Raw genomic sequence first — 25,033 nt, forward strand, 5'->3', positions numbered from 1 at the left:
CATGGCCGGAATTCCGCACGACCATTACGAACCCAAGACCGGTGGCGAGCGCTGGCTGCACAAGCGGCTGCCCATCGTCGGGTTGCTTTACGACACCCTCATGATCCCCACGCCCAAGAACCTGAACTGGATGTGGATCTGGGGCATCGTCCTCTTCTTCTGTCTTGCGCTGCAGATCGTCACCGGCATCGTGCTCGTGATGCACTACACCCCGCATGTCGACCTGGCCTTCGCATCGGTCGAACACATCATGCGGAACGTGAACGGCGGCTACATGATCCGCTACCTGCACCAGAACGGGGCGTCGCTGTTCTTCTTCGCGGTCTACCTGCACATCTTCCGCGGCCTCTACTACGGCTCCTACAAGGCCCCGCGCGAGGTGACCTGGATCATCGGCATGCTGATCTACCTCCTGATGATGGCGACCGCCTTCATGGGCTACGTCCTGCCCTGGGGCCAGATGTCCTTCTGGGGCGCCACCGTTATCACCGGCTTCTTCAGCGTCATCCCCGGCATCGGGCCCGACATCCAGACCTGGCTTCTGGGCGGCTTCGCCGTGGACAATGCCACGCTGAACCGCTTCTTCAGCCTGCACTACCTCCTTCCCTTCGTGATCCTTGGCCTTGCCATACTTCACGTCTGGGCCTTCCACACCACCGGCAACAACAACCCCACCGGGGTCGAGGTGCGCCGTGGTTCGAAGGAAGAGGCTGCCCGCGACACGGTTCCCTTCTGGCCCTACTACGTGATCAAGGACCTTTTCGCCCTTGCGGTGATCCTGGCGGTCTTCTTCGCGATCGTCGGCTTCATGCCGAACTACCTCGGCCACCCCGACAACTACATCGAGGCGAACCCGCTGGTGACCCCGGCCCACATCGTACCGGAATGGTACTTCCTACCGTTCTACGCGATCCTGAAGGCCTTCACCGCCGACGTCTGGTTCGTGATCGCGCTGAACTGGATCAGCTTCGGCATCATCGACGCGGCGCTTGTCGGCGTGCTGGCCATGTTCGCCTCGATCGCGGTGATGGCGCTGGCGCCCTGGCTTGACACCTCCTCGGTGCGGTCGGGTCGCTACCGGCCGATGTTCAAGTGGTGGTTCGCGCTTCTGGTCGTCACCTTCATCGTCCTGATGTGGGTCGGCAGCCTTTCGGCCGATGCCCTTGGCGGCTGGGTCCCGGCGATCAGCCTGATCTTTACTGCCTACTGGTTCGGCTACTTCCTGGTCATCCTGCCGCTTCTTGGCGTGATCGAAAAGCCGCTGCCGCAGCCGGCGACGATCGAGGAAGACTTCAACGCCCACTACGGCAAGCCTGGCGGCAACGGCTCTGCCGTCGCCCAGCCGGCCGAGTGAGAAGGATACGACGCATGTTCACGAAACTCGCACTCGCCGCAGTGTCGGCCCTTACCCTGACGGCGGGCGCTGCGCTCGCCGCCGGGGAGACGGCCAAGATCCCGGACGTGACCTTCGCCCATGAAGGCCCGTTCGGCCGGTTCGACCAGTTCCAGCTCCAGCGCGGCCTTCAGGTCTACACCGAGGTCTGCGCCTCCTGCCACGGGCTCAAGTTCGTGCCGATCCGCACGCTGTCGGACGCAGGCGGCCCCGGCCTGCCGGAAGACCAGGTCCGCGCGTATGCCGAGCAGTTCACGATCACCGACCGCGAAACCGGCGAGGATCGCCCCGGCCTGCCGACCGACCACTTCCCGCACTCGGCTATGGAGAACGCGCCCGACCTCAGCCTGATGGCCAAGGCCCGCGCCGGGTTCTCGGGGCCCTTAAACCTCGGCATCAACCAGTTCTTCCGGGGCATGGGCGGGGCGGAATACATCCACGCCATCCTTGTCGGCTACGAAGAGCCTCCAGCCTGCGCGGCTGACTTCGAATCGGATGGCTATTACAACCGCTACTTCTCGAAGGGCGCCATTCCGGACGCATGCAAGGACGAGGAAGGCCATTCGACGATCGAAGGCAGCTGGATCGCGATGCCGCCTCCGCTGAGCGACGATCTGGTCACCTTTGCCGACGGCACTCCTGCCACGGTCGACCAGATGTCGATGGACGTCTCGTCCTTCCTGATGTGGGCCGCCGAACCGAAGCTGATGGACCGCCGCAACGCGGGCTTCGTCGCGGTGATCTTCCTCGCCTTCCTCGCGACCCTGCTCTACCTGACGAACAAGCGCATCTGGGCCGGGGTCAAGGGCAAGAAGCAGACCGCCTGATCAGGGGGACATTCCCTCTGCCAAGCCCCGCCCGCAACGGCGGGGCTTTTCAGTTCCGGCCCAGATAGTCGCGCAGCGCAGGAGGGGGATCGGCCAGCAGCACCTCGGTTCCGACCGGCGGCTGCACGACGCCTGCCGCCACGAACGAGGTCAGCCCGCCCAACGCACGCGCGTCCTGCGGATCATGCGTGACCATCAGGACAAGCGCTCCTGTCTCGTCTGCCACGTCCTTCACCAGCGCCAGCATCTCGGCCCGCAAGGCCGGGCCCAGCGCGGCGAAGGGCTCGTCCAGCAGGAGGATCGGCCGGGCGCGCAGCAGTGCCCGCGCCAGGGCCGCCCGACTGGCCTGTCCGCCGGAAAGCTGGCTTGGACGCCGCGCTCCCAACCCGGCGAGTCCGGTCCGCTCCAGCGCCATATCGACGCGACGCCGCTCTTCGGGCGAAAGCCGCAGGTCCGGTCGCAAGCCAAGCCCCAGATTCTGCCCTACGCTCAAATGCGGAAACAGGTTCTGGTCCTGGAACAGGATCGTCACCGGGCGCTGTCCCGGCGGAACCGGCCCAAGGTCCTGGCCCTGCCACCTCACCGCGCCTTCGGCCGGGGTCAGGAACCCGGCAATCGCCGACAGAAGCGTGGACTTGCCTGCCCCTGACGGCCCCATTACCGCGATTCGCGCGCCCACAGCGGCGCTCCAGTCGGCGGTCAGGCTGAAATCGCCCTGCTTCAGGATCAGACGGTCAAGCTGCAGCACGGCGGCCTCCTGCATCGCAGGCCCAGAAAAGGGCGAAGGACAGTCCGACAAGGATCAGCGATGCCGCTGCGGCCGCCTCGATCCGGTAGGCGCCAGTCAGTTGCTGGATGACCAGCGGCAGGGTGGCTTGCCTTTCCCCGGCGAAAAGCGCGATGGCACCAAGGTCGCCCATCGACAGCGCGGCGGCAATTCCCGCACCGAAGCCCAACGGGCGGGCAAGGCGCGGCAGGACCAACCAGCGCAGCCGCGCCCAGCCGGTCATCGCCAGACTGTCGGCCAGCCGCCCGTAGCCGGCGACCATTGCGCGCGCCTCGGGCAGAAGGATGCGGTACAGGAACGGCAAGGTCAGAGCGGTGTTGACCAGTATCGTCACCGGCAGCGCCACGGTCATTGGAGCAACGAATGGCTGGACGATCAGGAACAGCCCCGTCCCCAACACAAGCCCCGAGGCCGCCAGCGGCAGCGTTGCCGCCGCCTCGACCAGGGGGCGCGGGCGCGTCGCGGCGGCCAGTGCCAGGGCAAGCGCCAGCACCGTACAGAGCGTCGCCGAGACCAGCGCCACGCCCAGCGACCGCGCAGCGGCAGGCAGCACACTGGCCGGAAGGTCGGCCAGTCCCGGCACCCCCCGCACCGCCACGGCCAGCAGCGGTGCGATCAGGAACAGCGCCGCCGACACCAGCACCAGCATGTCCATTCCGCGCCGCCATCCCCCGGGCGCTTCCGGAGCGCCCACCCGGTCCAGCCCCGCGCCGAAGCCGGTGCTCCGCAGGATACGCCAGGCCAGGAAAGCAACCACGCCCGAGATCACCACCTGCACCCCGGCAAGCCCCGCCGCCCGGGCGAGGTCAAAGTCGAACCGCACCGCCTGCCAGATCGCCAGTTCAATCGTCGTCGCCGCCGGACCTCCGCCAAGGGTCAGGACCACGGCAAAGCTTGTCAGGCAGACCAGAAGGATCACGGTCAGCACCCCCGGCAGCACCTCGCGCAGCATCGGGAGTTCCAGATGCCGGAACGTCTCCCACGGCCCGAACCCCAGCGACCGCGCCAGCCGGAAGCGTTCCGCAGGAATCGCCTGCCAGCCCTGCAGGATCATCCGCACTGCGAGGGGCAGGTTCAGGAAGACATGCGCCAGGAGCACCCCCTGCAAGCCGAACAGCGACACCGCCGGCAAGCCCAGCGCCTGCAATCCCTCGTTCGCCCAGCCCGACCGCCCGAAGACCGCCAGCAGCCCGAGCACTGCCACCACCGCCGGCAACAGGAACGGCGCGCCCATCAGCGTGACCAGCGCCTGCCGCCCCGGAAACTGTCGCCGCGCCAGCGCGCGGGCAACCGGGATGGCCAGCGCCGTCGACAACAGCGCCGACAGCATGGCCTGCGTCACCGTAAACCGCACCGCAGCCCAGTCAGCAGGCCCAAGCGCCAGCCCCGCCCCCCGCCAGGCAACCACCGCCATCGGCAAAAGGATCAGGGCCAGCAGGGCAAGGGCGAGCAGGCGGATCATCTTCCCGCCGCCCCCCACCCCCAATGCCTCCCCACAGGGGGGAGGGGAGACGCCGGATGCCTGACCGGTCGCAACGCCCGACCCGGGAACCTCCCTCCCCCATCGAGGGGGAGGGATGGGGTGGTGGGGCACCCCCGCAAGGAACTGGTTACAACAGCCATCGCCCTACTTCGCCAACGCCGCCTGCCACTCAGCCAGCGCCGCGTCCCGCGCAGCCTCAGCCTCCTCCGGCGACATCAGCAGCGACTTCGTCGGACGGAACCGGTCGAACCCTTCGGGCAGACCCGCTGCCGGGGTCACGGCCGGATACATCCAGTTCGTCGTCGGGATCACCGACTGGAACGCCTCGCTGCCGATGAAGGCCAGGAAACGATCCGCAAGCTCCGGCTGGTCGGTCGCGGCCAGTTTCCCCGCCACCTCGACCTGCAGGTAATGCCCTTCCTTGAACAGCGCCGCGGCCTTCGTGTCGTCGCTTTCTGCAATCAGGTGATAGGCGGGCGAGGTGGTGTAGCTCAGCACCATATCCGCCTCGCCTTCCAGGAAAAGGCCATAGGCCTCGGACCAGCCGGGCGTCACCGTCACGATGTTGTCGGCCAGCGCCTCCCAGACCGCCGCCGCCCCGTCGCCATGCGCCGCCTTGACCCACAGAAGAAGCCCCAACCCCGGGGTCGAGGACCGGGGGTCCTGGATCACGATCTTCAGGTCAGACGCCGCCAGTTCGGCAAAGGACTTCGGCGCTTCGGCCAGTTTCGTCCGGTCATGGACAAAGGCGAACCAGCCCCAGTCAAAGGGCAGGAACAGGGGGTCGTCAAATGCCACGGGCAGGTCCTTCGCCGCTGCCTGCCCGTGCGGCGCGAAAAGCCCTGTCGCGGCGGCTGCGGCGGTCAGGCCGGTATCCAGGCCCAGCACCACATCCGCCTCTGACGCCGCGCCTTCCAGCCGCACCCGCGCCAGCAGCGCCGCGCCATCGCCGGCAGGAACGAACTTCAGGTCGCAGCCGCAGTCCGCCTCGAAGGCCTTCTCGATCGCCGGGCCGGGGCCCCATTCCGAGGTGAAGCTGTCATAGGTCAGCACAGTCAGGACGGGTGTTTCCGCCAGCGCCGGAAGCGCGATGGTCACAAGGCCCGCAGCAAGGAGTTTGGTATTCATCAGTCTCTCCATGATGCGACGGAACGGTCGGGGATGGAGAAACCCATGCACCTTCCCTCCGCCGGTATGATCCGGTTCAGGTTCGACGGGTTCGCTTGCGCATCTCAGCCCGTCAGACGGGCACCCCGAGGTGAGATGAAAGATAAGCCAACCGGCGGCGGCTGCAAGAGGGTGCCGCCATCACCTCAATCCCGGCGGAAAATCAGCGTTCCCGCCGCCTCGCCCAACGGGTCTTCGGTCAGGCCCCCTGCGGCAAAGGCACCTGACAGCCGAAGCCGGATCGCGGGAACCTCGGACGGATCAAGGAACGGTACAAGCACACGCCGGATACCGGCCAGCACCGAAGGCGGAAACGCCTCGGCCGGAAGCCGCGTGTCCGACAGCCGCAGCGCATCCGGCCGGTCGATGGCGACCAGCTTCGCCAGCCCGGACCACGAGGAATCGCGGTCCAGCCAAAGGACACTCCAGCGGATGCCCGCCGTATCGCCAAAGTTCGCCCGCGCCACGCGACTGGAAAACTGGAGCAGGGCCGGGCGTTCGTCGTGAATCGTGACCCGCAACCCCGGCATGGCCTGCCTGGCGCGCAGCGCGACAAAGCCGAAGCCGCTGTCGAGATCCAGAAGCGAGGTGCAGTCAGCCAGCATCCCCCCGATTGTGCGGGCGTGGCGACGGTCGAACTTGCCGACCTTCAGCACCTCAAGGCTTGCTGCGGTAAAGACGCGCGGGTCCAGCGCAACCTTCAGGCCAGAATTGTCAGCCCAGTCCAGCGGGATCTCGGGGCCAAGCTCGTCCAGCCCGGCGACATATGGCGAGGCGAAGGGTGACCCCCAGCCCGGCGGCGGCGGGGAGCGGCGGTCGGCCTTCGCCGTCTCGGCCCGGCGCTTGTCGAGCTTCGTCTGCACCTCGCGCGCGGCCTCGCGGTCACGGGCTTTGGGGGGGTTCGCCACGACCTGCGTGATCGGCACGGCCGAGGCGGCGACAAGGCTTTCCACCAGCTCGCGGTAGGCCTCGGTCTCCTTGTGGCTGGCCAGCCGTGCCTCGACCCTTGCCACGGCGGTCTCATGCAGCCGACGCACCGTCGGGTCTGCCAGAAGGGCCGCGATGATCTCGTCCCGCCGGGCGCGGTGGCGGCTGATGCGGGTATCCTCCACCTCGTTACGGTCCTGCAGCGCCCAGTAGTCGGTGTTGTACTTGTTCGCCTTCAGGTTCACGTTCCCGCGCAGCTTCCGCAGCGCATAGGCGTCCATCGACTTCACCGCGTAATGGTTCACCTGAGCCCAGTCATAGCCGACCGTCCGCCGTATTGACCGCCAGCCGCGCAGCTTGAACCAGCTTTCCAGGGGGCGGCCTGACCCGTTCACCCAGAGGACCGAGTCGGGATAATCGCCGTCGCGGAACCGTTCACGGATGATCGGGCGGTGCACGCCGGGCCGCATGTGCTTTGGGTCGTAGCGGAACAGGGTCTTCGTCCCCCAGCCCTTGTTCCAGAACTCCGGCGCCGCGCGGGTGAACTGGTCGGTCACTGGCGCCGCCGACCAGTCGCGGATGCCGGATGACCCGAAGATGCGCCAGGTCAGGACCATCGCCTGCGCCTCCATCGCGTTCAGGGCACCGACCATCCCGTCCAGCGTGCCCGACGGATGGTTGATGCACAGGAACTCATCCGCATCTAGGATCAGGATCCAGTCGGCGGCATGGAGGAAAGGCTCCACCGCCGCACGCTTCAGCATCGAAGGTTGCGGCTTGATCCCCTCGGGCACCTCGTTCTCGCGGTGATGCACACCGATGCCCAGCGTCTCCAGGTGCTTCAGCAGCGTGTCGGTGTCGTCGGTGCAGTCGTTGGTATAGACCAGCACATCGGTGAACCCCACCGCCAGGTGATGCGCCACCCATTCCAGCACGTAAGGCGCCTCGTCCTTCATGGTCGAGACCGCCACCAGCGTCCCGTGCGGACTGGTCTGCCGGACAAGCGTCATCGCGGCGTCATTCCTCCAGCGCCGCCGAAGGGTCGATCCCGTGCTTCAAGCACATCCGGTCCATGTAGCTTCCGGCCAGCGGCACGTTCTTGCGCCACCAGGGCCGGGTGCCGTTGGTATAGATGTGGACCGACAGCGTGGCCTCGGTGAAGTGTCCTTCCACGTTGCAATGCGGGTCGTAGAAGACGTCATTCAACTGGAACGGCACCGGATAGAGCGTGTCCGGCGTCATCGCCTTGTCGATATCGCCTGTCACCTGCGCGAAATGCGTAAAGGCCTGCGGGCCAAAGGCCGTGCGCTCGGTCTGGTAGATCCTGACCGCATGGGGAAGCGAGGCGGGAAGCTTGTCCATCTTTTTCTTCTGCCGGTTGCCCCACCAGGCCGGATATGCGGGCAGATCGTCGTAATAGCCCAGAAGCTCGTCCATCAGCCGGCAGGACTGCGGCAGGCCCACCACCCCACAGTTCAATGCCCCCCGCATCCCGTGCCCGGCAAAGATATACTCCTGCCCCTCGGGAAAGGGCCGGTGGCAGTAGGCGTCGCAATCCACCCAGATCGCCCCCGTCGCTGCGATCATCTTGTAGCGGAACACGTTCGACAGGAACGAGGCCGAGGTTTCGGCGACGACTTCCATGTCGATGTCCATGATCTCGCTGGCAGGGCGGATTTCCACCCCCTCGGGGGCGTTCGTGACCTTGTCGGTGCAATAAAGGGTGACCGGATGCCCCATGTCGAGGTGCGACTTAAGGCAGAGCTGGTTGATGTAATGCAGGCTCGTCCCGATCCAGAGCGAGGCGACAGGGCGGCGATTCAGGGTCATGGCGTGGCCTTTGTCCGGGGTATGGGGTGGCATCAGATGGCGCTGGCCTGCGCGATCAGCGCCTTCAAGGCCTCGATCGTCACGCCGGGGAATTCCTGCCGCAGGCCCATCCGGATGCGCTTGATCGTGGCCGGCGCATCCCGGTCCTCGGCGGCTGCAAGCATCTTGCGGAACTTCAGCGCCTGTCGCCCCACGGTATCGCTGCTGGCATGCGCGGTGTGGATATAGGCCATCGGCACCGGGTCCGAGAAGGTCGGGTTCGACCGGCTGACCGCCACGTGCTGGCACTGGTAAGGGTTCTGGATCTGCCCCGGCATGTTCAGGAAGGCCATGCCGATCCCGATATTCGGGAAGTATTCGCGCAGCAGGTAGGACTCGCCATCCTGGTGCGACAGATAAAGCCCGCTGGGATAGGTCACGATCCTGACCAGCGGTGCCAGAGCTGTCGCCGCCTCCAGCCGCGCAGTCATGTTCCGGCCGATGGCATCGTCATCATCCAGCCTGAAATGCGCCGTCGGCCCCTCGATCCCGTCCACCATCTCGGCGATGCGCGGGTTGAAGACGTCGGTCACATGCTGCCCGTCGCCATAGAGGATCTCGATCTGCGGCACCGGCGCGGTGACCTCGGCCAGCCGCTCCTTGTAGACATCCGGCATGATCTTCGATGCGAGGATCACCAGCTTGAAGTTCTGGTTCGTCTGCGCCTGGATCGACGGCAGGCACAGGTTCTCGAACAGGAAGAACCGCCGCTCCATCCGGCGGGGCTCATAAAGCGTCCTGGCAAGGTCCTCTATAGGCTGGCCAAGACGCGAGGCGCGCGCATCGCTTTGTCCGGCGTAAGAGAACCGCATGTACCCGAAGACGCGCATCCACCGCCCCTGCTGCCGCTGCGGGGGCGAACCTAACAGCCGGACAGGCCGATGTTAAGCAGGGGCCGGGCGGGCAAGCCCGACCCGTTGCATCAGGGTCAGTGCGACAGAAGCACCGGCATCTTCAGGTGCGACAGGACCCCCAGCGTGGCGCCGCCCAGGATGAAATCCCGCAGCCGCGAATGGCCAAAGCCCCCCATCGCCAGAAGCTTCGCGCCCGCATCCTTGGCACCGGCCTGCAGCGCCTCGGCGATCTTCCTGCCGTCCAAAGTCACGGAAACGGCCACCGCATCATGCCCACGCGAACGCAGCGCCGCAGCCAGGGTCCCCGCTGGGTCGGCACCGGCCAGCGCCTTCTCGCCCTTCACCGTCAGCACGCTGATGCGCCCGCCCGGCTGAAGCAGACGCAGCGCATCCTGCAAGGCCCTCGCCGCAACGCGGCTGCCATCCCAGGCGATGGCCACATGGTCCAACGGCGCGGGCACCGACCCTTCCGGCACCAGAAGGACCGGCAAGCCGGAATCGAACACCAGCGCCTGCGCCATGTCCTGGGGCGAAGTGCTGCCTGCCGCCACCGGAACCAGCGACAGATCGAAAAGCCGCGACTCCGCAGCCGCGGCGGACATCGCCCCGCCCATGCCGACCTCACGCGTCGTCACCGCAACGACGCTTCCCGCCGTCGGTGCACCTTCGATCAGCGCCGTCTGCCGCTGGCAGGCAGCGCGGCTGCGCTCTTCCACCGCGCGGGCCATTCCTTCGACATTGATCATGTACCCGCCCAACGGCGACGCGACCGGCGGAACATTCATCGCAAGGTTCACGGCATGAACCTTGCAGCCGAACCCGGCCGCGACGGCCAAAGCGCCCAGGATCGCCGCGTCCGGAAGCGGATCGGCCTGGGTGTCGAGCGGCATGTAAGCGACGCGGTCGGACATGAAACGGGTTCCTTTCTGGCACTGTCATGTATCGGCACGACCCGGCCAGTCAGGATCGGCCGGGTCGCCCTATCAAGTCTGCGGGGCGCGGGGTTTCCCGGCCATGATCCACGTCAACCGGGACGCTCAGACCTGCCCTCGACGCCTGCCCTAGTGGCCAGGTGTAGACCCCTCGGCCCCGTTGCGGGTCTTCCACAGCGAATAGAAGATGCCTGCCGCAATGATGCCCACGGTGATACTAAGTGACAGGTAGGGATCGAACTTGCCGAAGAAGTAGCTGTAGAACCCCTTCAGGCCGATGAAGATCAGCACCACGGCCAGCGCATACTTCAGGTAGTGGAACCGGTGCACCAGCGCCGCCAGCGCGAAGTAAAGTGCGCGAAGGCCCAGGATCGCCATGATATTCGCGGTGTAGACGATGAACGTGTCCGTCGTGATCAGGAAGATCGCGGGCACCGAGTCCACGGCGAAGATCAGGTCGGCGACGTTGATCACGATCAGCGCGACGAACAGCGGCGTCGCGAACAGCACAAGCTTGCCCGTCACCGGGTGCGGCTGGCGGACAAAGAACTTCTGCCCGTGCAGGTCCTTGGTCACGTTCATGTATTTCGCCGTCAGCTTCACCACCGGGTTCTGCGACACGTCCATGTCGCCTTCCGGCACCACCAGCATCTTGATGCCCGTAAAGGCCAGGAAAGCCGCAAAGACCAGCGTGATCCAGTTGTAGTTCGAGATCAGCTCGGCCCCGATCGCGATCATGATGCCGCGCAGGATGATCACCCCGATGATCCCCCAGACCAGCGCCCGGTACTGGTATTTCCGCGGAATGGCGAAATATCCGAAGATCAGCGAGATGACGAAGACGTTGTCTATCGAGAGCACCTTCTCGATGATGTAGCCTTGGAAGTAACTCGCGACCGGATTGGTCCCGTCGCTGGTCACCAGCGTGCCGTTCTGCCAGGCCCACCAGATGTAGCCGCCGAACAGGATGGCGATACAGATGTAGAAGGCCGACAGCTTCAGGCTTTCCGCGACGCCCAGCTCGTGGTCGTCCTTGTGCAGCACGCCAAGGTCAAAGATCATCAGGCCGATGACGATCGAAAGGAACATCAGCCACAGCCACAGCGGCTTGTTCACGAACTCGTAGAACAGGAAATCCAAGTCTCGGTCCTTTCCAAAGGTCGCAGGATGGCCCCGGTCGGAAGAAACGGCGGCGGGCCTGACATCGAACGGTTTCGATGCGGTCCGACATCACGCCCGATGGGGGGCGTCAGAGGGGCCCGGTCCGCCCGCGTTCAATCCTCCTATCGGGCCGCATAGTCAACCCCGAACGCGTCAGAAAACTCACGCTGCCGTGATCAGACGGCGCCCCAGTGGCGTTTTTCCCACGGCTGGCCCACGCGCGGGACTTGCAGCGGGGACAATGGGACGGGTATGCCCGGCAGGCAGTCGGAGAGCGGATCATGAGCCTCAACACCTTCGGACATTTCTTCCGGGTCACCACCTGGGGCGAAAGCCACGGGCCGGCCATCGGCTGCACCGTCGACGGCTGCCCCCCCGGCGTGGCGCTCTCCGAGGCCGACATCCAGCCGTGGCTCGACCGCCGAAAGCCGGGGCAGAACAAGTTCACGACCCAGCGGAAAGAGCCGGACGAGGTCCGCATCCTCTCCGGCGTCTATGAGGGGCGGACAACCGGCACCCCGATCCAGCTGATGATCGAAAACACCGACCAGCGGTCGAAGGATTACAGCGAGATCGCGCAATCCTTCCGCCCCGGCCATGCCGACATCACCTATCACCAGAAATACGGGCTCCGCGATCCGCGCGGCGGCGGCCGCTCCAGCGCCCGCGAAACTGCCAGCCGCGTCGCCGCCGGTGGCGTCGCCCGGCAGGTGCTCGCCGCACTGGTGCCGGGTCTGAGGATCACCGGCTACATGGTCCAGATGGGCACCAGGCACATCGATCGCAGCCGCTTTGACGCCGCCGAGATCGAGCGCAACCCCTTCTGGGTCCCAGATCCGGTAGCGGCTTCGGAATGGGCCGCCTACCTTGACGACCTGCGCCTGTCACACAATTCCGTCGGCGCGGTGATCGAGGTGGTGGCCGAAGGCGTCCCCCCGGGCCTTGGCGCGCCGATCTACGGCAAGCTCGACAGCGACCTCGCCGCGGCGATGATGTCGATCAACGCGGTCAAGGGGGTCGAGATCGGCGAAGGCATGGCCGCCGCCGCCCTGACCGGGGTCGAGAACGCCGACGAGATCCGCATGGGGCCCGACGGGCCGGTCTACCAGTCGAACCACGCCGGCGGCATCCTCGGCGGCATTTCCACAGGCCAGCCCATCGTCTGCCGCTTTGCGGTGAAGCCGACGTCCTCGATCCTGACCCCGCGCCAGACCATCACCACCGCCGGTCAGGAAACCGACCTCATCACCAAGGGCCGCCACGACCCCTGCGTCGGCATCCGCGCCGTCCCGGTGGGCGAAGCGATGATGGCCTGCGTGATCCTCGACCACCTGCTCCTCGACCGCGGCCAGACCGGCGGCGTCCGGGGCGTGATCGGCTGACCCTCCTCGTTCACCCGTGTCCTCGTCGGTGACCCGCGCGAGGAGAGCACGAAGTGCTCGACGAGCATTCCTGAGGGGCTGTCAGTACCCCTTCGGCCCCGCCACCGCAGCCTTGCCCCCGGTCAGCCGCCGGAATGCGGCCACTGCCTCCGCCGCGCCTGCCGCAAGGAACCGCACGTCCCCGCCCACGGTCGTCATCCGGTAGCCCCAGCCGATTGCCTTCAGCGCATAGTCCGCCGTCCCGCAATGGATTGCCGCGATCCGCCCATGCCGCGCACAGGCTGCCGCAATCGCCCGCAGATGCTCCTGCATCTCGGGTTCCTCCCGGTCCAGGCCACTCGGCAGCCGCCCCGCGCTGACCGACAGCGCAAGGTCGTTCGGACCGACATAGAGGCCCGCGAGGCCCGGGGTCGCCACGATCTCCTCAAGGTTCGCCAGTCCTTCGGCGGTCTCGATCATCGCAAAGGCCAGGATCCTGTCGTTCGCCCCGGCCATATAGTTGGCACCATGCGCAAAGGCTGCCCGCGTCGGCCCGTAGCTTCGCACGCCCTCGGGTGGATAGCGCGTATAGCTGACCAGACGCGCGGCCTCCTCAGCCGTGCCGATCATCGGGCAGATCACCCCTTCGCAGCCGGCATCCAGCGCCTTCATGACCTGTGCGGGATCCAGCCACGCCACCCGTGCCAGAAGCGCCGCCCCGCTGGCCCGCATCGCCTGCAGCATCGGCAGAAGGTCCGTGTAATCCAGCGCTCCGTGCTGCATGTCGACGGTGACCGAATCGAACCCTCCCGCCGCCATGATCTCGGCCGTGAAGGCGTTCCCGATGGAACACCACCCGTTCAGGCTGGCCCGCCCTTCCGCCCAGATCGCGCGCAACCCGCCCGTGCTGTCCATGACTCCCCTCCCGGTCCCCGCCAGCCTTGCGTGACGCAAAGCCCCGGGCCGCGCAAGCCCCGCCGGATCGTCCTCATTTGTGGGAGTCTTGCGAAAAGGATGGTGCCGGTGAAGGGACTCGAACCCCCGACCCCATCATTACGAATTTTGTGCTACCTTCGTTGGACTGAGCTGGCGCAAAGTGTAACGGGTACGCTAACGCTCTGTTCCCAAAAGGAAGTTTCTTGATGGTCGCTTGGACTACCTTTGACGACCTAGTAGAACCTTAGAAGAACAAACCCTACTAATCCCCTACTAGTAGGGACTACAGACGGAAGCAAGCTGCCGGCCACCGGGCCGGTGCCAACGGTGCCCCTGCAAGCCCGCCTGCGGGCTGGCCACAGCCCAAGCAAACCCCAAAAACCGGTCAAACCCAGGGCCACCCCACCCCAGGCACGGCAACTGCGCCTTCCAAGCGGAGGGCCGCTCCAGGTCCACCCCACTTTGCGAGCTAATTTGATCCTTTATGGGCGCTCAGAAGGCGCTGGGCTTTATGGTCTGGGCCAAAAGATTCATTGCTCTGAATGAGATTCAACCGCCATACTAGTCTGAACTCCAGCGCTTGGTATTAGCCATTGTTTTCGCTTCCAAATTGGCTTCGCTCAAAGCCGCAGAGCATTCGCCGAACTGAGACCACGGCGGTGGCTCAGCCTGACCTTGCGGCAAAGCCAAAGGTCGGAACAAACATCGACCGTCCTGTCATCGAGCTCTACCGACCACACATCACTTCAGGCGACTGCTTGATCGTGACGGGGTACCAGGATTTCTTGTCGTCGCTTGCTGTGCTGATGCGAGAGGTCAAGGAGCTGAAGGACCCAGAAGCGAACCCAGACGTTCGCATTCGGATTTCCTTTGGAATCGATACAGGAAACTCTCGCCGGCTGGCCAAACCACGTCCAGTCACCGAAGAGATGAAACTCTACTGGCTCGAGAAATCGGGACTGCAAGTCGAAGACGATGACGACCTCTTGGCTGTGCTGGCCAAGCGCGCCATCGAAATGCAAAAGATAGAGCTTCGCGTCTTTGATCCACTATTGGCTCAATCCAAACTTGGGATCGCCGGAGATCGCCGGATGCACTCCAAGATTGTCAGCTCCAGGATTGGCGCGGTGGCGGGGTCAGCGAACTTCTCCCGTTCGGGCCTCTACAGCAATATCGAATATGCGGACGGCCTGGATGTGGGATCGCACGAGCTGCAAGAGGAGCGGCGCCGTGCGGCCGAACAGATCTGGGACGTGTCAGCCGACTGGACCAACGAGGCGCTTGAGATCCTCAACAGGCTGATCAAGCCCACAACTGCCGAAGACGCCATGGCCCGTATGATCGCCGAGCAGAAGGGCTTTGAGCCTTGGCTGACGGGCGGTCGCCACGACATCACCGGTCACACGCTGTACGAGTATCAGCAGGAACTGGTCTACGAAGCGTGCTCCATCACTTACGATCACGGCATCGCCTTTGTGGAAGCCCCCACGGGGTCTGGAAAGACGGAAATCGGCTGCCACCTTGCGGAGGCGCTTTCGGAGACCTTTTCGCGCGTTGTCCCCAGGTCGCCAATACATGGTGTCGCCCGCAAGAATGCCGCCGTGGTTGCGCCGCCTAAGGTCATACCCAGCTGGGAAAAGCACTCTACGAATTCTCTGGTTGCTATAGCGAATACCAGCCTGGCGAAGAACCACCTGCGCGGTGCTGGTGATGACAAGACAACGGGTCTGAGGCTCGATCAGTTCGGCGTGTTGATCATAGATGAAAGCCACACCGTCACGCCGGGCTTCGAACACGCCTCCCAGATGGCAGCGGCCATCGAGCTTGCACCGCCAAGCTGGAATGTCTGCCTATCCGCGACCCTACTTGGCAATCGGGATGTCGACTGGCTTGCCCACATGCAGGAAAAGCGCGCCTCCATCTTCATGACGCCTGACTACATCCAGGCCATGGGTGAACTGTTCGACCGAGAAATGAAGCGGTTGCCCGATATCTTCGACCACAAGGCCGCCCTTGCGGTACTAGCCGAACCCGAGACGGCGCTCTCTCGCCAGGCTCGCTCAGAGCTTTCCGAGCTGCTTTCGCCTTTCCTGACCCGGCGCCAGCGACGTTGCATAGGCGAGAGCGAAGACCGAGCCAAGCACAGCTACCCGAAGCTAGCGAACTTCGGTCGTTCCAAAACACTCGAGCTTACCAAACCGCAAAAGGCCCGCCTCGACGAGATAGTGGCGCTCTGCAATGAACTTGCGCCAGGCGGAAAGGTCACCGCCGTCGAGAAAAGCCGCTTCGGCCACGTGAAGACCCAGCAAAGCACACAAGATCAGCTGCACATCCGCAACCTGCTGAACATCCTTAGGGTGAACTCGGCACAAGCTGCCTGGGAAATGTCCCATGGGGTCATCGGAAAATGGCTGCGTGAGTTTGAGCAAGGCTCAAAGCGCGGCCGCAGGTCGTCCCACCCTGATCAGGCCAACATGTTTGCAATGCTCGGCCTGGACTTGGTGGCGGTTGCCGAAAAGTGTGACACGCTCGCGCGCAAGCTGAATTCGCAGCCGCTCCGAGACCTAGACGAAAAGCGTTACGAAGCCTGCCTCCGCATTCAGCAGCAAAAGGACCGCGTAGTCTTTCTAGCGGAACGCACCGATACGCTTGAGATCTTTGCAGAGGCGCTTTCTCGCCGTGGCAACCACACAAACTTTGTCGTTGGCAACCAGACCAAGGGCGACGACAGAGCCGTCAAGGCAATCTTCGGAAGCGGACCGGATGGTTTCCGGCGAATCAAGGTCGGCAAGACCATCGAGTCCTACTTCCGACCTGGGGGCAGGAACGCACCTGATGGCCCGGCATCGGTGTTTCTCACCTACAAGATGGCTGAGGGCATCAACCTCCAATCCGCAGACACGCTGGTTCTTCTGGGGGTTACTTCCAACCTTAAGGAGCTCATCCAGGGCCTAGGCCGCATCGATCGAATCGACAGCCAGTTTGGGATTGTGAACTACCACCTGGTCGACGTTCCGGTCGGTCAGTTTGCCTCTGACGAGAAGGTGGCAAACCGTATTGAAAACTACCGAACGCTCGCGGGCGAGGAGCTGGTCGACGCGGTGCAGGAGGATGGCTCGGACGACACCGAAGTGATCCTCGAAAGCGTCATACGCTACCTCGGATCGACCAGGCGCTTGCGGGACAACAATTTCCACGATGTGCTGGCGCGCACCAGACAGCACATCTCGTCTGATCGATACGAACTCATCAGAAAGGCGAGAATTGATGGCACCTGGGGCGCGGAGTTGGCCCTGCTCTCCTCAAGAGAGATGTTCACCACTCTGCACCTGAAGGGCCTCGAAAAGCCGAACAGCTTCCTCCCGCCTCGACTGTTGATGCTCCGCCGGTCTGCGGAAGGCCTAGTTGTCGAGCGGGGTCAGCTGAGCTGTGCGAAGACCTTGGACTCAGCCTACGAACGGACCAAGAGTCTTGGCATGGCCAAGAGCCAGATGACCGACATGGAGCTTGCTACTGCGCTCGAAACCGTCTCAGCGCAGCTTGGTCAACTGACCGAATGGGACCTGCGCCCAGCGCGCGTCGAAAGCCTGATGAAGGCCTGCGCCGAGTTTGTCAGTCAGCGTTCAGGCAGCACCCAAGACGATCAAGAAATGTTCGGGCACCTATCTCTGCCCGCCGTTGAAATGATCTGCGAAGCTTGGAGCAGACTGCTCGACCCCTTCTGGGAGCAGGCCAAGCACGAAGTACGGGAGAGCTTCGCGTATGAGGACCTTCCGAAGGGCTACATTGCTATACAAGCCATCTTGCAGAAGCTCGAAGACGACCGCAGTCACTCAGAGCAAGTTTACGAGTCGATGGCCAAGGTCATCTCTGAGGCTGAGCTCTTGTCACGGGATCATGTGCCGGAGATTGGGCGTCGGGTTTCGGTAGTGTTCTTCTCAGGCGGAGCGGGCGAGCACTGACCGAGGAGACTGCATACGTTTTTCAAAGTAACTCAGAATTTCGGCAGTTTCGGGACTTTGATCTCGGGCAAATCCGGTAGCTCTGGCATATCCGGCAAATCCGGTAACTCAGGAAGCTCTGGCAAATCCGGTAGCTCTGGCAAATCTGGTAGCTCTGGCAATGGAATCTTCTCAATTATCTCACCGGCCACAAGAACGTATACAGTTGTGCCGATTTTAAGCTCTTCAACTGGGTTCCCGCCCGCAGCAACCACTAGATCATTAAAGGTTGAAAATTGATTGACTGGATTATCGATACTTTGAAGCCGCTCAAGATCAGAAATGTATCTTTCGGCACCCGATCGAGCACTACTTGCCAGTTCGATGGCTGCGTTGAGTTTACTCAATGCCTGGGATAGATCATCGTCGGAGGGGCCGTCCGGCGGTACCTCCGTTTCCCTATAAAGGGACGCAATGAACAAACAGTCCCATAGCATCGATTCTCGCCACGCCTCCTCCTTTGCCTCTCTTTCCCAGGCCCATTGGTGCCGTTTGAAGAAACCGCTGTTCGCAGGATCTGGGCATTGATTGAGTATCAGAGGCAACATAGACGCTTTGCTTTTGCGTCTGTGCGCAACATACTGGAAGAACGGATTCTCTGGCTCGAATTCTGAAATTCTGACTGCCTGATCGTGCATCCATTTTGTTCCGTAACCAAGATCTTCCAATAGCATTATCTGAAGAACTGCATTGTGCCGCGAAAATCCCGGATTGTTAACAATTGCCGACAGTGTGGCTTCAATCTGACTTAGGTAAAGCAGTTCAATTTGGAGTGCTGTTACATGAGTTCTCAACGCTTCTATTGGAGCAACTGCTTCCTCATAAATGCGAAGTGCCTCATCGAAGTTATCGCGCAAGTATTTTAGGGCCGGATGTTCGAATGGAAGCTTTCTTAAGGTCTCGTCATAGAGGTTCTTAAGTGTCTGAGCGCTATTTGAGACTGTGGGCACAGGTTGCAGCGGGTCAATTGTGCAGAAGGGAACTCCGACACCTAGGCGACGGCCAAGGAGGCTCATGATCCAACAGTCACCAACTCTAAGTGCACAGCGATTGTTCTTGCAGTATCTTGGGGTTCCCCTTGGAAAACACTCTGATGCAGTAAGGCACCTCTCATTGGAGTCTATCCAAGAGATCCAGCGGCGGAAGGCCTCCGAGTCTTTGGTTCGGGCAAAGTACACGAAGAGCCCCTTTGCCTGGTCTCCACTGAAAGTTGTCTGTCCAGTTTTCATGTCGAGCGGTTCGTCCGGCTGCAGAAGTCGCTTATTTGGAGAGCGCCAGAAGCGACCACTCTCATCTTGCGAGGCCTTTACAGCTTCGCAACCCCGCTGGTCGCCGGACCTGCACAGAAGGGAATTGAAAATGATGGAGTCGCCATCATCGCATACCGGCATACCCTCTATTCCAATGTCCTTCGCGGGGAATGCGCCAAGTTCGGAGGGACAGTAGTAAGCCTTGCTCTCCCAGAACATGATCCGCTGGTCAAGCTGCTCTAGGCTTTGTGATTGAGCAGATTCTAGGATCGTCAGCAGCGAAAATAGGAAGCCAATCAGCGTTTTTAGAAGCATTTAATGTACCTCAGTTGACGTGGCACTTTTCAAGAATATCACAAATTTTGAGGATCCGGGACTCTCATCCCAGGCCGACGACTGCTTTCCGCGCCACTTCGTCGGGGAAGGTCGTGACACTAGCCAGTCTGGACCATGTGGGACCGTCGGCTGTGCTGTTGCAATGAGGCTATATGTGCAGTTGTCTGGGCCGTGTGCTGACACAGGAAACTCATACATGTCATTTGCTTACTACGCGGCGCCGTTGCCATCCTTCCTCCGCGAGCCGGAAGACTTGATCCTCGGTCAGTTGTCGCGCAACCACCGGCACGACTTAGAGCAAGAACAAAAGCGGGCCTGGATCGCGCAGATCAGATTGCTAAAGGCAGAGCTCACAGGGCACCTGGCTGGCAGCATTTACTTCGAACTCAGCATCCCCCGCATGGGCAAGCGTACAGACTGCGTGTTGCTGATCGGCGGCACGATCTTTGTTGTCGAGTTCAAGGTTGGGTCGCACAGTTTCGATCGTCATGCGATTGACCAGGTGCATGACTACGCACTGGACCTGAAGAATTTCCATCGGGGGAGCCATGCCGCACCTATCGTGCCGGTCCTCATTGCTACCGCTGCGATTGCCCGGCCAGCAGCAGTAACCTTCGCGCCTGACCTCGTCGCTGCGCCGATCTGCCTTGGCCCGAGCGGTCTTGCGCAGGTGATTTCAGCAGGTGATGCCAGCCTCGCGGCACCCGCCATCGATCCAGACGCGTGGGAGGCGAGCGGTTATCAGCCAACGCCGACGATCATCGAAGCCGCCCAGGCACTCTACCAGAACCACAATGTGCTGGAGATTTCCCGGTCGGATGCCGGTGCGAAGAACCTTCAAGCGACCAGCGGCCGGATCGCCGACATCATCGAGCGGTCAAAAGCGGCCGGGCGAAAGTCCATCTGCTTCATAACTGGGGTGCCGGGCGCCGGAAAGACCTTGGCCGGTCTGAACATCGCCACCCTGCGCGCGATGGAGCACACGGACGAGCATGCCGTATTTCTGTCCGGCAACGGACCCCTCGTCGATGTGCTCCGGGAAGCGCTGGCGCGTGACCAGGCCGAGCGCGAAGGCATCAAGAAATCCGATGCGCAGCGCAAGGTGCGTAGCTTCGTCCAGAACATCCATCACTTCCGCGATGAATACCTGCGCGACACCTCGGCACCGGCCGAAAAGGTGGTGGTCTTTGACGAGGCCCAGCGCGCCTGGACACAAGAGCAAGCGTCAAGCTTCATGCAGCGCAAGCGCGGGCAAGAGGGCTTCGAGCAGTCCGAACCTGAGTTCTTGGTCAGCGTCATGGATCGGCACACCGATTGGTGCACGGTTGTGTGCCTGATCGGTGGCGGCCAAGAAATCAACACTGGCGAAGCTGGCATTTCCGAGTGGCTGAAGGCGCTGCAAACCCGTTTCCCGCACTGGGATGTGCACGCATCTGCCCTGCTGGATGATCCGCACTACACGGTTGATCAAGACGCCAAGCGCCGCCTGCAATCTCCCAGCGTTCACAAGCACCCCGATCTGCACCTTTCTGTCTCGATGCGATCATTCCGGGCCGAGATCCTTTCCAGCTTTGTCGGCGCGGTCCTCGAGGGTGATGCTGCATCCGCATCGACACTGTTTGGCCGAGTGAAGGAGCGGTACCCGATTTGGGTTACTCGCGATCTTTCGGAAGCAAGATCATGGCTGCGCAGCATCGCGCGAGGGTCAGAGAGGTTTGGGCTCGTAGCGTCGTCTGGCGCGCACCGCCTGCGGCCAGAAGGCATCCACATAAAGGCGGCCATCGATCCTCCAACCTGGTTCCTGAATGATCGCGAGGACGTGCGGTCTGCCTTCTACCTCGAGGAAGTCGCCACAGAGTTTGACGTCCAGGGGCTTGAACTGGACTGGGCCGGCGTTTGCTGGGACGCGAACCTTCGGTATGGAAAACAAGGCTGGGAGTGCCAAGCCTTCCGTGGGACGGTGTGGCAGTCGGTCAATGCATCGGAGCGGCAGTTGTACCTGGTCAATGCGTATCGCGTCTTGCTCACCAGGGCGCGGCAAGGCCTGGTCATCTTTGTACCCCATGGCGACGATAACGACCCAACCCGGCCGCGCCGATACTATGACGGTACGTTTGACTTCCTGCGGAGTTGCGGATTGTCCACTCAACCGTACTCCGTATCCGCCACTGGCCGGCAGTCTCCTAACCAGGCTGCAGAGTGATGGTCGGGAAATAGCTTCTGCCGTGCTGAATATGCGACATCTGAAAGCTTGGCGTTGCACTGCCGAGGATCTTTGTACCACACTAAAGGAACACGCTAGACCAACGTTTGTGGGTCCATTTTATGAAGGCAAAGTATGGCTCTAGACCTTGAAGTTGCTTACAAAACTATTCTCGCAGCCGCGCGCCAGAAGAAGTTCTTGGCTTACGGAGAGCTGGCGAAAGCTCAGGGCGTAGAGTGGGGAGCAAACCGCAATCAGATCTTCGCTCAGCTTGGGAAACTGCTCGCCCAAGCACATGAGAGGAACTGGCCACTCCTCTCTGCCATCGTAGTGAATCAGGCTCACCTGGACGATGGCCGCCTCGAAGGAGCAGCGCTCACCGGGTTTATCAATGACGTGAAGCGGCATGGCGTCACTGTAGGGGACCCACAAGCATTCTTGGAAGGTGAGCAGAAGCGGGTGTTTGACTGGGCGCCAGATGCCCCGGATTCCTTGGTCGGGGAGCTTGCCGGCCCGAAGTTCATCCAGCTGTTCGACCCGGTCCTTGATGCACTACGGGCTCATGGCGGCAGCGCAAGTCCAAAAGTCGTTGGCGAATGGATAAAGGCCGAAGGACGAGCGCCCGAAGGCGAAGCCGATCGGTTGACGAAGTCGGGACAGTCAAGCTTTGGGAATAGGGTTGGCTGGGCGCGCTTCTACCTGACAAAGGCGGGGCTTCTGGAGAACAGAGGCCGCGGTACTTGGGCACTGACAGAGGCTGGGCAAGATGCCGTCCTTGGTCCGGCGGGTTCGCTGGAACTCTTCAAGGAAGTGCGGCGCAAAGAGGGTTACGGCACGGTCGTGGACGACGAGGCTCCGCCGGACGATGCCTCACCAGCTGAGCGTGATCTGTTCTCCGATCCGGAGCGGCAGTTTTGGTTTGGGGGTGCCGTTTGGAATGGCAACGAAGACCAAACAGAGAGATTCTTGACGGAGGGGATCTGGCAGAACCGTACGAAGGATAAGTTTTCAACCCTGGTTCTCTCCATGCGGCCCGGCGACAAAATCGCCATCAAGTCGTCATTCGTTCGGAAGTACGGGTTGCCCTTCGACAACAAGGGGAAGCCTGTCTCCGCAATGAAAATCAAAGCCGTTGGTACAGTTACGGGAAATCGTGGTGACGGGGTGACCGTCGATGTCGAATGGCGACGGCTAAGTGAGCCGCGAGAGTGGTACTTTTACACTTACCGCAACACACTGGCCCGCGTTAACGCGGAGGACGATCATGGACGCCGCTTGATCCGCTTTGCGTTTGGGGGTGGAGAGCAAGACTTCCCAACCTTTTTGAAGCACCCCTACTGGGCAAAGCAGTATGGAGATAGCGCAGCTGCTGACGAAGATGTTTCTGAAGACATCGCCGACGACTTGCCGCAAGTTGTCGAAGATATCGCATCCCCAAGCTACGACACGTCCGACATCGTCAAAGAGGGGTGCTTTCTGCCCGGGTCTACTCTTGATGCGATCTTGGCCCGCTTGACGGCCAAGAAGAACCTGGTCCTTCAGGGTCCGCCAGGCACGGGCAAGACATGGTTGGCGAAACGGCTGGCAAAAGCCCTTATCGGCTCTGCCAAGCCCCTGCCGGGACAGATAAGGTCAGTTCAGTTCCATCCTTCGCTGGCCTATGAGGATTTCGTCCGCGGTTGGCGGCCGTCGGCTGAGGGAAAACTCGCACTGACGGACGGCGTGTTTCTGGAAATCATCGACTCGGCCAAGGCCCAACCCGATGCTCCTCACGTCCTGGTGATTGAAGAGATAAACCGCGGCAACCCAGCGCAGCTGTTCGGTGAGATGCTGACGCTTCTTGAAGATAGTAAGCGGCACCCAAGCGAGGCGCTGGAGCTCGCATACCGGCGACACGAGAGCGAACGGGTCTATTTGCCCGAAAACCTCTACGTTATCGGGACCATGAACGTGGCTGACCGGTCGCTGGCCTTGGTTGATCTGGCCTTGAGGCGTCGCTTTGCGTTTGTCTCGTTGGAGCCAAGTCTCAACGAACAATGGCGGACCTGGTGCGAGGTCACTTGCGGCTTCCCTGGCGACCTTGTTGGGAAGGTGGCGGAGCGGATGGCAGAACTTAACAAGCGCATTTCAGAAGACCGGTCTCTGGGCACACAGTTCTGCGTCGGACACAGCTATGTCACGCCGCGACCAGGCACAGTCTCGAACCCTGCAGAATGGTTCCGCGATGTGGTGGACAGCGAGATCGTGCCCTTGCTTGAAGAGTATTGGTACGACTCACCTGAGAAGCTGTCAGAGGCAGCGGCGGCACTGCGCGAACCCCTGTGATGCTCGACGAAACTGACATCAGATACGTCGGCCGAATTCCCTTACGGAACATCTGGTTCCTTCTTCTCTACGCTTCCGGGCTTGCCAAGTTTCAGGGCCAATTTGCGGTCGAAGTAGAAGAGTCACCTGAGTTGCCTGACCTTGTTGGGCGGCTTCTGGTTGAGACAGTTGAGCGCCGGTTGCGTCGTAATCTGAGCCGAGGGTATCGGGCTAGGGCTGAAATACTGACACGCGTTCGCGGCCGCATCGATACCCTCAAGACTGAGGCACATTCGCTTCTCCTTCGTGGTGAAGTCGCATGCCGCTATGAAGAGCTGACTGTAAACACCCCACGAAATCGGTTGGTGCGGGCGGCGCTGGATCGACTTGCCCCTTGGGTGTCCGACCGTGGCTTGTCACACGCATGCCGGCAGCTTGCAGGGGATTTGGGCCGCCTCGGCGTCTCGGGCCAAGTGCCCACACGCGCGGAGACATCCTTGGATCGTTTGGGTCGGAACGATGCCAGCGATGCTCTCATGGTGTCATTGGCCCGGCTCGTCTTCGATCTGGTCCTTCCAAGCGAGGAAATGGGTCAGACCTCGATGAGTGGAGCGGCAAAGGACGAGTTCCTCGTGCGGCAAATCTTTGAGAAGGCGGTGGGGACTTTCTTGGCCGCCGAGCTGAAGGGTCAGGGTTGGAAAGTTGAGTCCGGCAAGAAACTGAAATGGCAGATCGATGCCGGAACCCCAGGTGTCATGGCGGTCTTGCCGGGCATGCAGACAGACGTCTTCTTGGAACACCCTACTTATGGTCGGCGTATCGTCATTGACACAAAGTTCACGTCGATCTTCACGCAGTCAGTTTGGAAGACAGCTGTTCTGAAGAGCGGATACCTCTACCAGCTCTACGCTTACGTGCGAAGCCAAGTCCGTTCCGAGGACCACCTGTCGTCATCCTGTGAGGGCATCCTCCTTCACCCCGCGGTCGGGGGAATGGTCGATGAGACGGTTTCGATCCAAGGGCACAAGCTCAGATTCATGACCGTGGATCTCCATGCTGCTACCCCTGCCATTGTGGAGCAGCTGCGCCGCATTGCGGAGCGCATCGATCTTAATCCCTCCGGTCTGCTGGGGAAGAGTGGGGATATCTCCTTAAGGGGAGATCCAAGGGATCAGCCTTTGCGCGCGCACGCCTGACTATCTTGGAGGATGCTGGAAGACACAGCAGCATCCAGATAAACAT

General features: G+C 62.1%; 17 protein-coding genes and 1 riboswitch. Of the genes, 7 read left to right on the top strand and 10 right to left on the bottom strand.

Translation table 11 applies throughout. The features are described 5' to 3' along the window. The first annotated feature begins 1 nt into the window (after position 1). Together AC2D9V_RS05250 and AC2D9V_RS05255 are read left to right on the top strand one after the other, a co-directional pair. Positions 2–1,354 carry a cytochrome b gene (locus AC2D9V_RS05250; RefSeq protein WP_484712969.1) on the top strand — a complete coding sequence of 451 codons (1,353 nt, stop codon included), beginning with the start codon at positions 2–4 and terminating at the stop codon, positions 1,352–1,354. Between the two features lie 14 nt (positions 1,355–1,368). Further along, positions 1,369–2,220 carry a cytochrome c1 gene (locus AC2D9V_RS05255; protein ID WP_484712970.1) on the top strand — a complete coding sequence of 284 codons (852 nt, stop codon included), beginning with the start codon at positions 1,369–1,371 and terminating at the stop codon, positions 2,218–2,220. Between the two features lie 49 nt (positions 2,221–2,269). On the opposite strand, the gene AC2D9V_RS05260 is transcribed toward AC2D9V_RS05255, so the two are convergent. The 8 genes from AC2D9V_RS05260 to AC2D9V_RS05295 form a co-directional block, all read right to left on the bottom strand. Continuing rightward, on the bottom strand, positions 2,270–2,968 hold the full coding sequence (locus AC2D9V_RS05260) for a thiamine ABC transporter ATP-binding protein (protein WP_484713414.1): 699 nt from the start codon (positions 2,966–2,968) through the stop codon (positions 2,270–2,272). Next, positions 2,955–4,469, bottom strand: coding sequence for a thiamine/thiamine pyrophosphate ABC transporter permease ThiP (locus tag AC2D9V_RS05265; RefSeq protein ID WP_484712971.1), 1,515 nt, complete (start codon positions 4,467–4,469; stop codon positions 2,955–2,957). The genes AC2D9V_RS05260 and AC2D9V_RS05265 overlap by 14 nt, the downstream gene beginning before the upstream one ends. Positions 4,470–4,634: 165 nt before the next feature. Next, positions 4,635–5,618 carry a thiamine ABC transporter substrate binding subunit gene (thiB, locus tag AC2D9V_RS05270; protein ID WP_484712972.1) on the bottom strand — a complete coding sequence of 328 codons (984 nt, stop codon included), beginning with the start codon at positions 5,616–5,618 and terminating at the stop codon, positions 4,635–4,637. Positions 5,619–5,654: 36 nt separating this feature from the next. Continuing rightward, positions 5,655–5,756: riboswitch (TPP riboswitch) on the bottom strand. 47 nt (positions 5,757–5,803) lie between these two features. Continuing rightward, positions 5,804–7,594, bottom strand: a complete 1,791-nt coding sequence (locus tag AC2D9V_RS05275) for a glycosyltransferase family 2 protein (RefSeq protein WP_484712973.1) — start codon at positions 7,592–7,594, stop codon at positions 5,804–5,806. A 7-nt stretch (positions 7,595–7,601) separates the two neighbouring features. Beyond that, the gene (locus tag AC2D9V_RS05280; RefSeq protein ID WP_484712974.1) at positions 7,602–8,414 is read right to left on the bottom strand and encodes a hypothetical protein; all 813 of its coding nucleotides are present in this window, start codon (positions 8,412–8,414) and stop codon (positions 7,602–7,604) included. Positions 8,415–8,446: 32 nt separating this feature from the next. Then, positions 8,447–9,283 carry a glycosyltransferase gene (locus AC2D9V_RS05285; RefSeq protein WP_484712975.1) on the bottom strand — a complete coding sequence of 279 codons (837 nt, stop codon included), beginning with the start codon at positions 9,281–9,283 and terminating at the stop codon, positions 8,447–8,449. Positions 9,284–9,381: 98 nt separating this feature from the next. Continuing rightward, the gene (locus AC2D9V_RS05290) at positions 9,382–10,218 is read right to left on the bottom strand and encodes a universal stress protein (RefSeq protein ID WP_484712976.1); all 837 of its coding nucleotides are present in this window, start codon (positions 10,216–10,218) and stop codon (positions 9,382–9,384) included. A gap of 150 nt (positions 10,219–10,368) precedes the next feature. Beyond that, positions 10,369–11,379, bottom strand: coding sequence for a TerC family protein (locus AC2D9V_RS05295; protein ID WP_484712977.1), 1,011 nt, complete (start codon positions 11,377–11,379; stop codon positions 10,369–10,371). A gap of 302 nt (positions 11,380–11,681) precedes the next feature. On the opposite strand from AC2D9V_RS05295, the gene aroC reads away from it, so the two are divergent. Next, positions 11,682–12,782, top strand: coding sequence for a chorismate synthase (aroC, locus tag AC2D9V_RS05300; protein WP_484712978.1), 1,101 nt, complete (start codon positions 11,682–11,684; stop codon positions 12,780–12,782). Positions 12,783–12,863: 81 nt separating this feature from the next. Here aroC and AC2D9V_RS05305 read toward each other — a convergent pair whose 3' ends face one another. Beyond that, entirely contained in the window at positions 12,864–13,676 is an 813-nt protein-coding gene (locus AC2D9V_RS05305; RefSeq protein ID WP_484712979.1) for an HpcH/HpaI aldolase family protein, read from the bottom strand. 680 nt (positions 13,677–14,356) lie between these two features. On the opposite strand from AC2D9V_RS05305, the gene AC2D9V_RS05310 reads away from it, so the two are divergent. Next, a complete protein-coding gene (locus tag AC2D9V_RS05310) occupies positions 14,357–17,659 on the top strand; it encodes a DEAD/DEAH box helicase family protein (RefSeq protein WP_484712980.1) in 3,303 nt (1,100 codons plus the stop codon). 32 nt (positions 17,660–17,691) lie between these two features. On the opposite strand, the gene AC2D9V_RS05315 is transcribed toward AC2D9V_RS05310, so the two are convergent. After that, the gene (locus AC2D9V_RS05315; RefSeq protein ID WP_484712981.1) at positions 17,692–19,263 is read right to left on the bottom strand and encodes a hypothetical protein; all 1,572 of its coding nucleotides are present in this window, start codon (positions 19,261–19,263) and stop codon (positions 17,692–17,694) included. A 217-nt stretch (positions 19,264–19,480) separates the two neighbouring features. Here AC2D9V_RS05315 and AC2D9V_RS05320 point away from each other — a divergent pair, with 217 nt between their 5' ends. The 3 genes from AC2D9V_RS05320 to mcrC all read left to right on the top strand — a co-directional run bounded on the left by AC2D9V_RS05320 (position 19,481) and on the right by mcrC (position 24,987). Further along, entirely contained in the window at positions 19,481–21,487 is a 2,007-nt protein-coding gene (locus AC2D9V_RS05320; protein ID WP_484712982.1) for a DUF2075 domain-containing protein, read from the top strand. Between the two features lie 135 nt (positions 21,488–21,622). After that, entirely contained in the window at positions 21,623–23,812 is a 2,190-nt protein-coding gene (locus tag AC2D9V_RS05325) for an AAA family ATPase (RefSeq protein ID WP_484712983.1), read from the top strand. After that, a complete protein-coding gene (gene mcrC / locus AC2D9V_RS05330; protein WP_484712984.1) occupies positions 23,812–24,987 on the top strand; it encodes a 5-methylcytosine-specific restriction endonuclease system specificity protein McrC in 1,176 nt (391 codons plus the stop codon). The genes AC2D9V_RS05325 and mcrC overlap by 1 nt, the downstream gene beginning before the upstream one ends. Positions 24,988–25,033: the final 46 nt, after the last annotated feature.

Source organism: Tabrizicola sp. T46, from assembly GCF_057219895.1.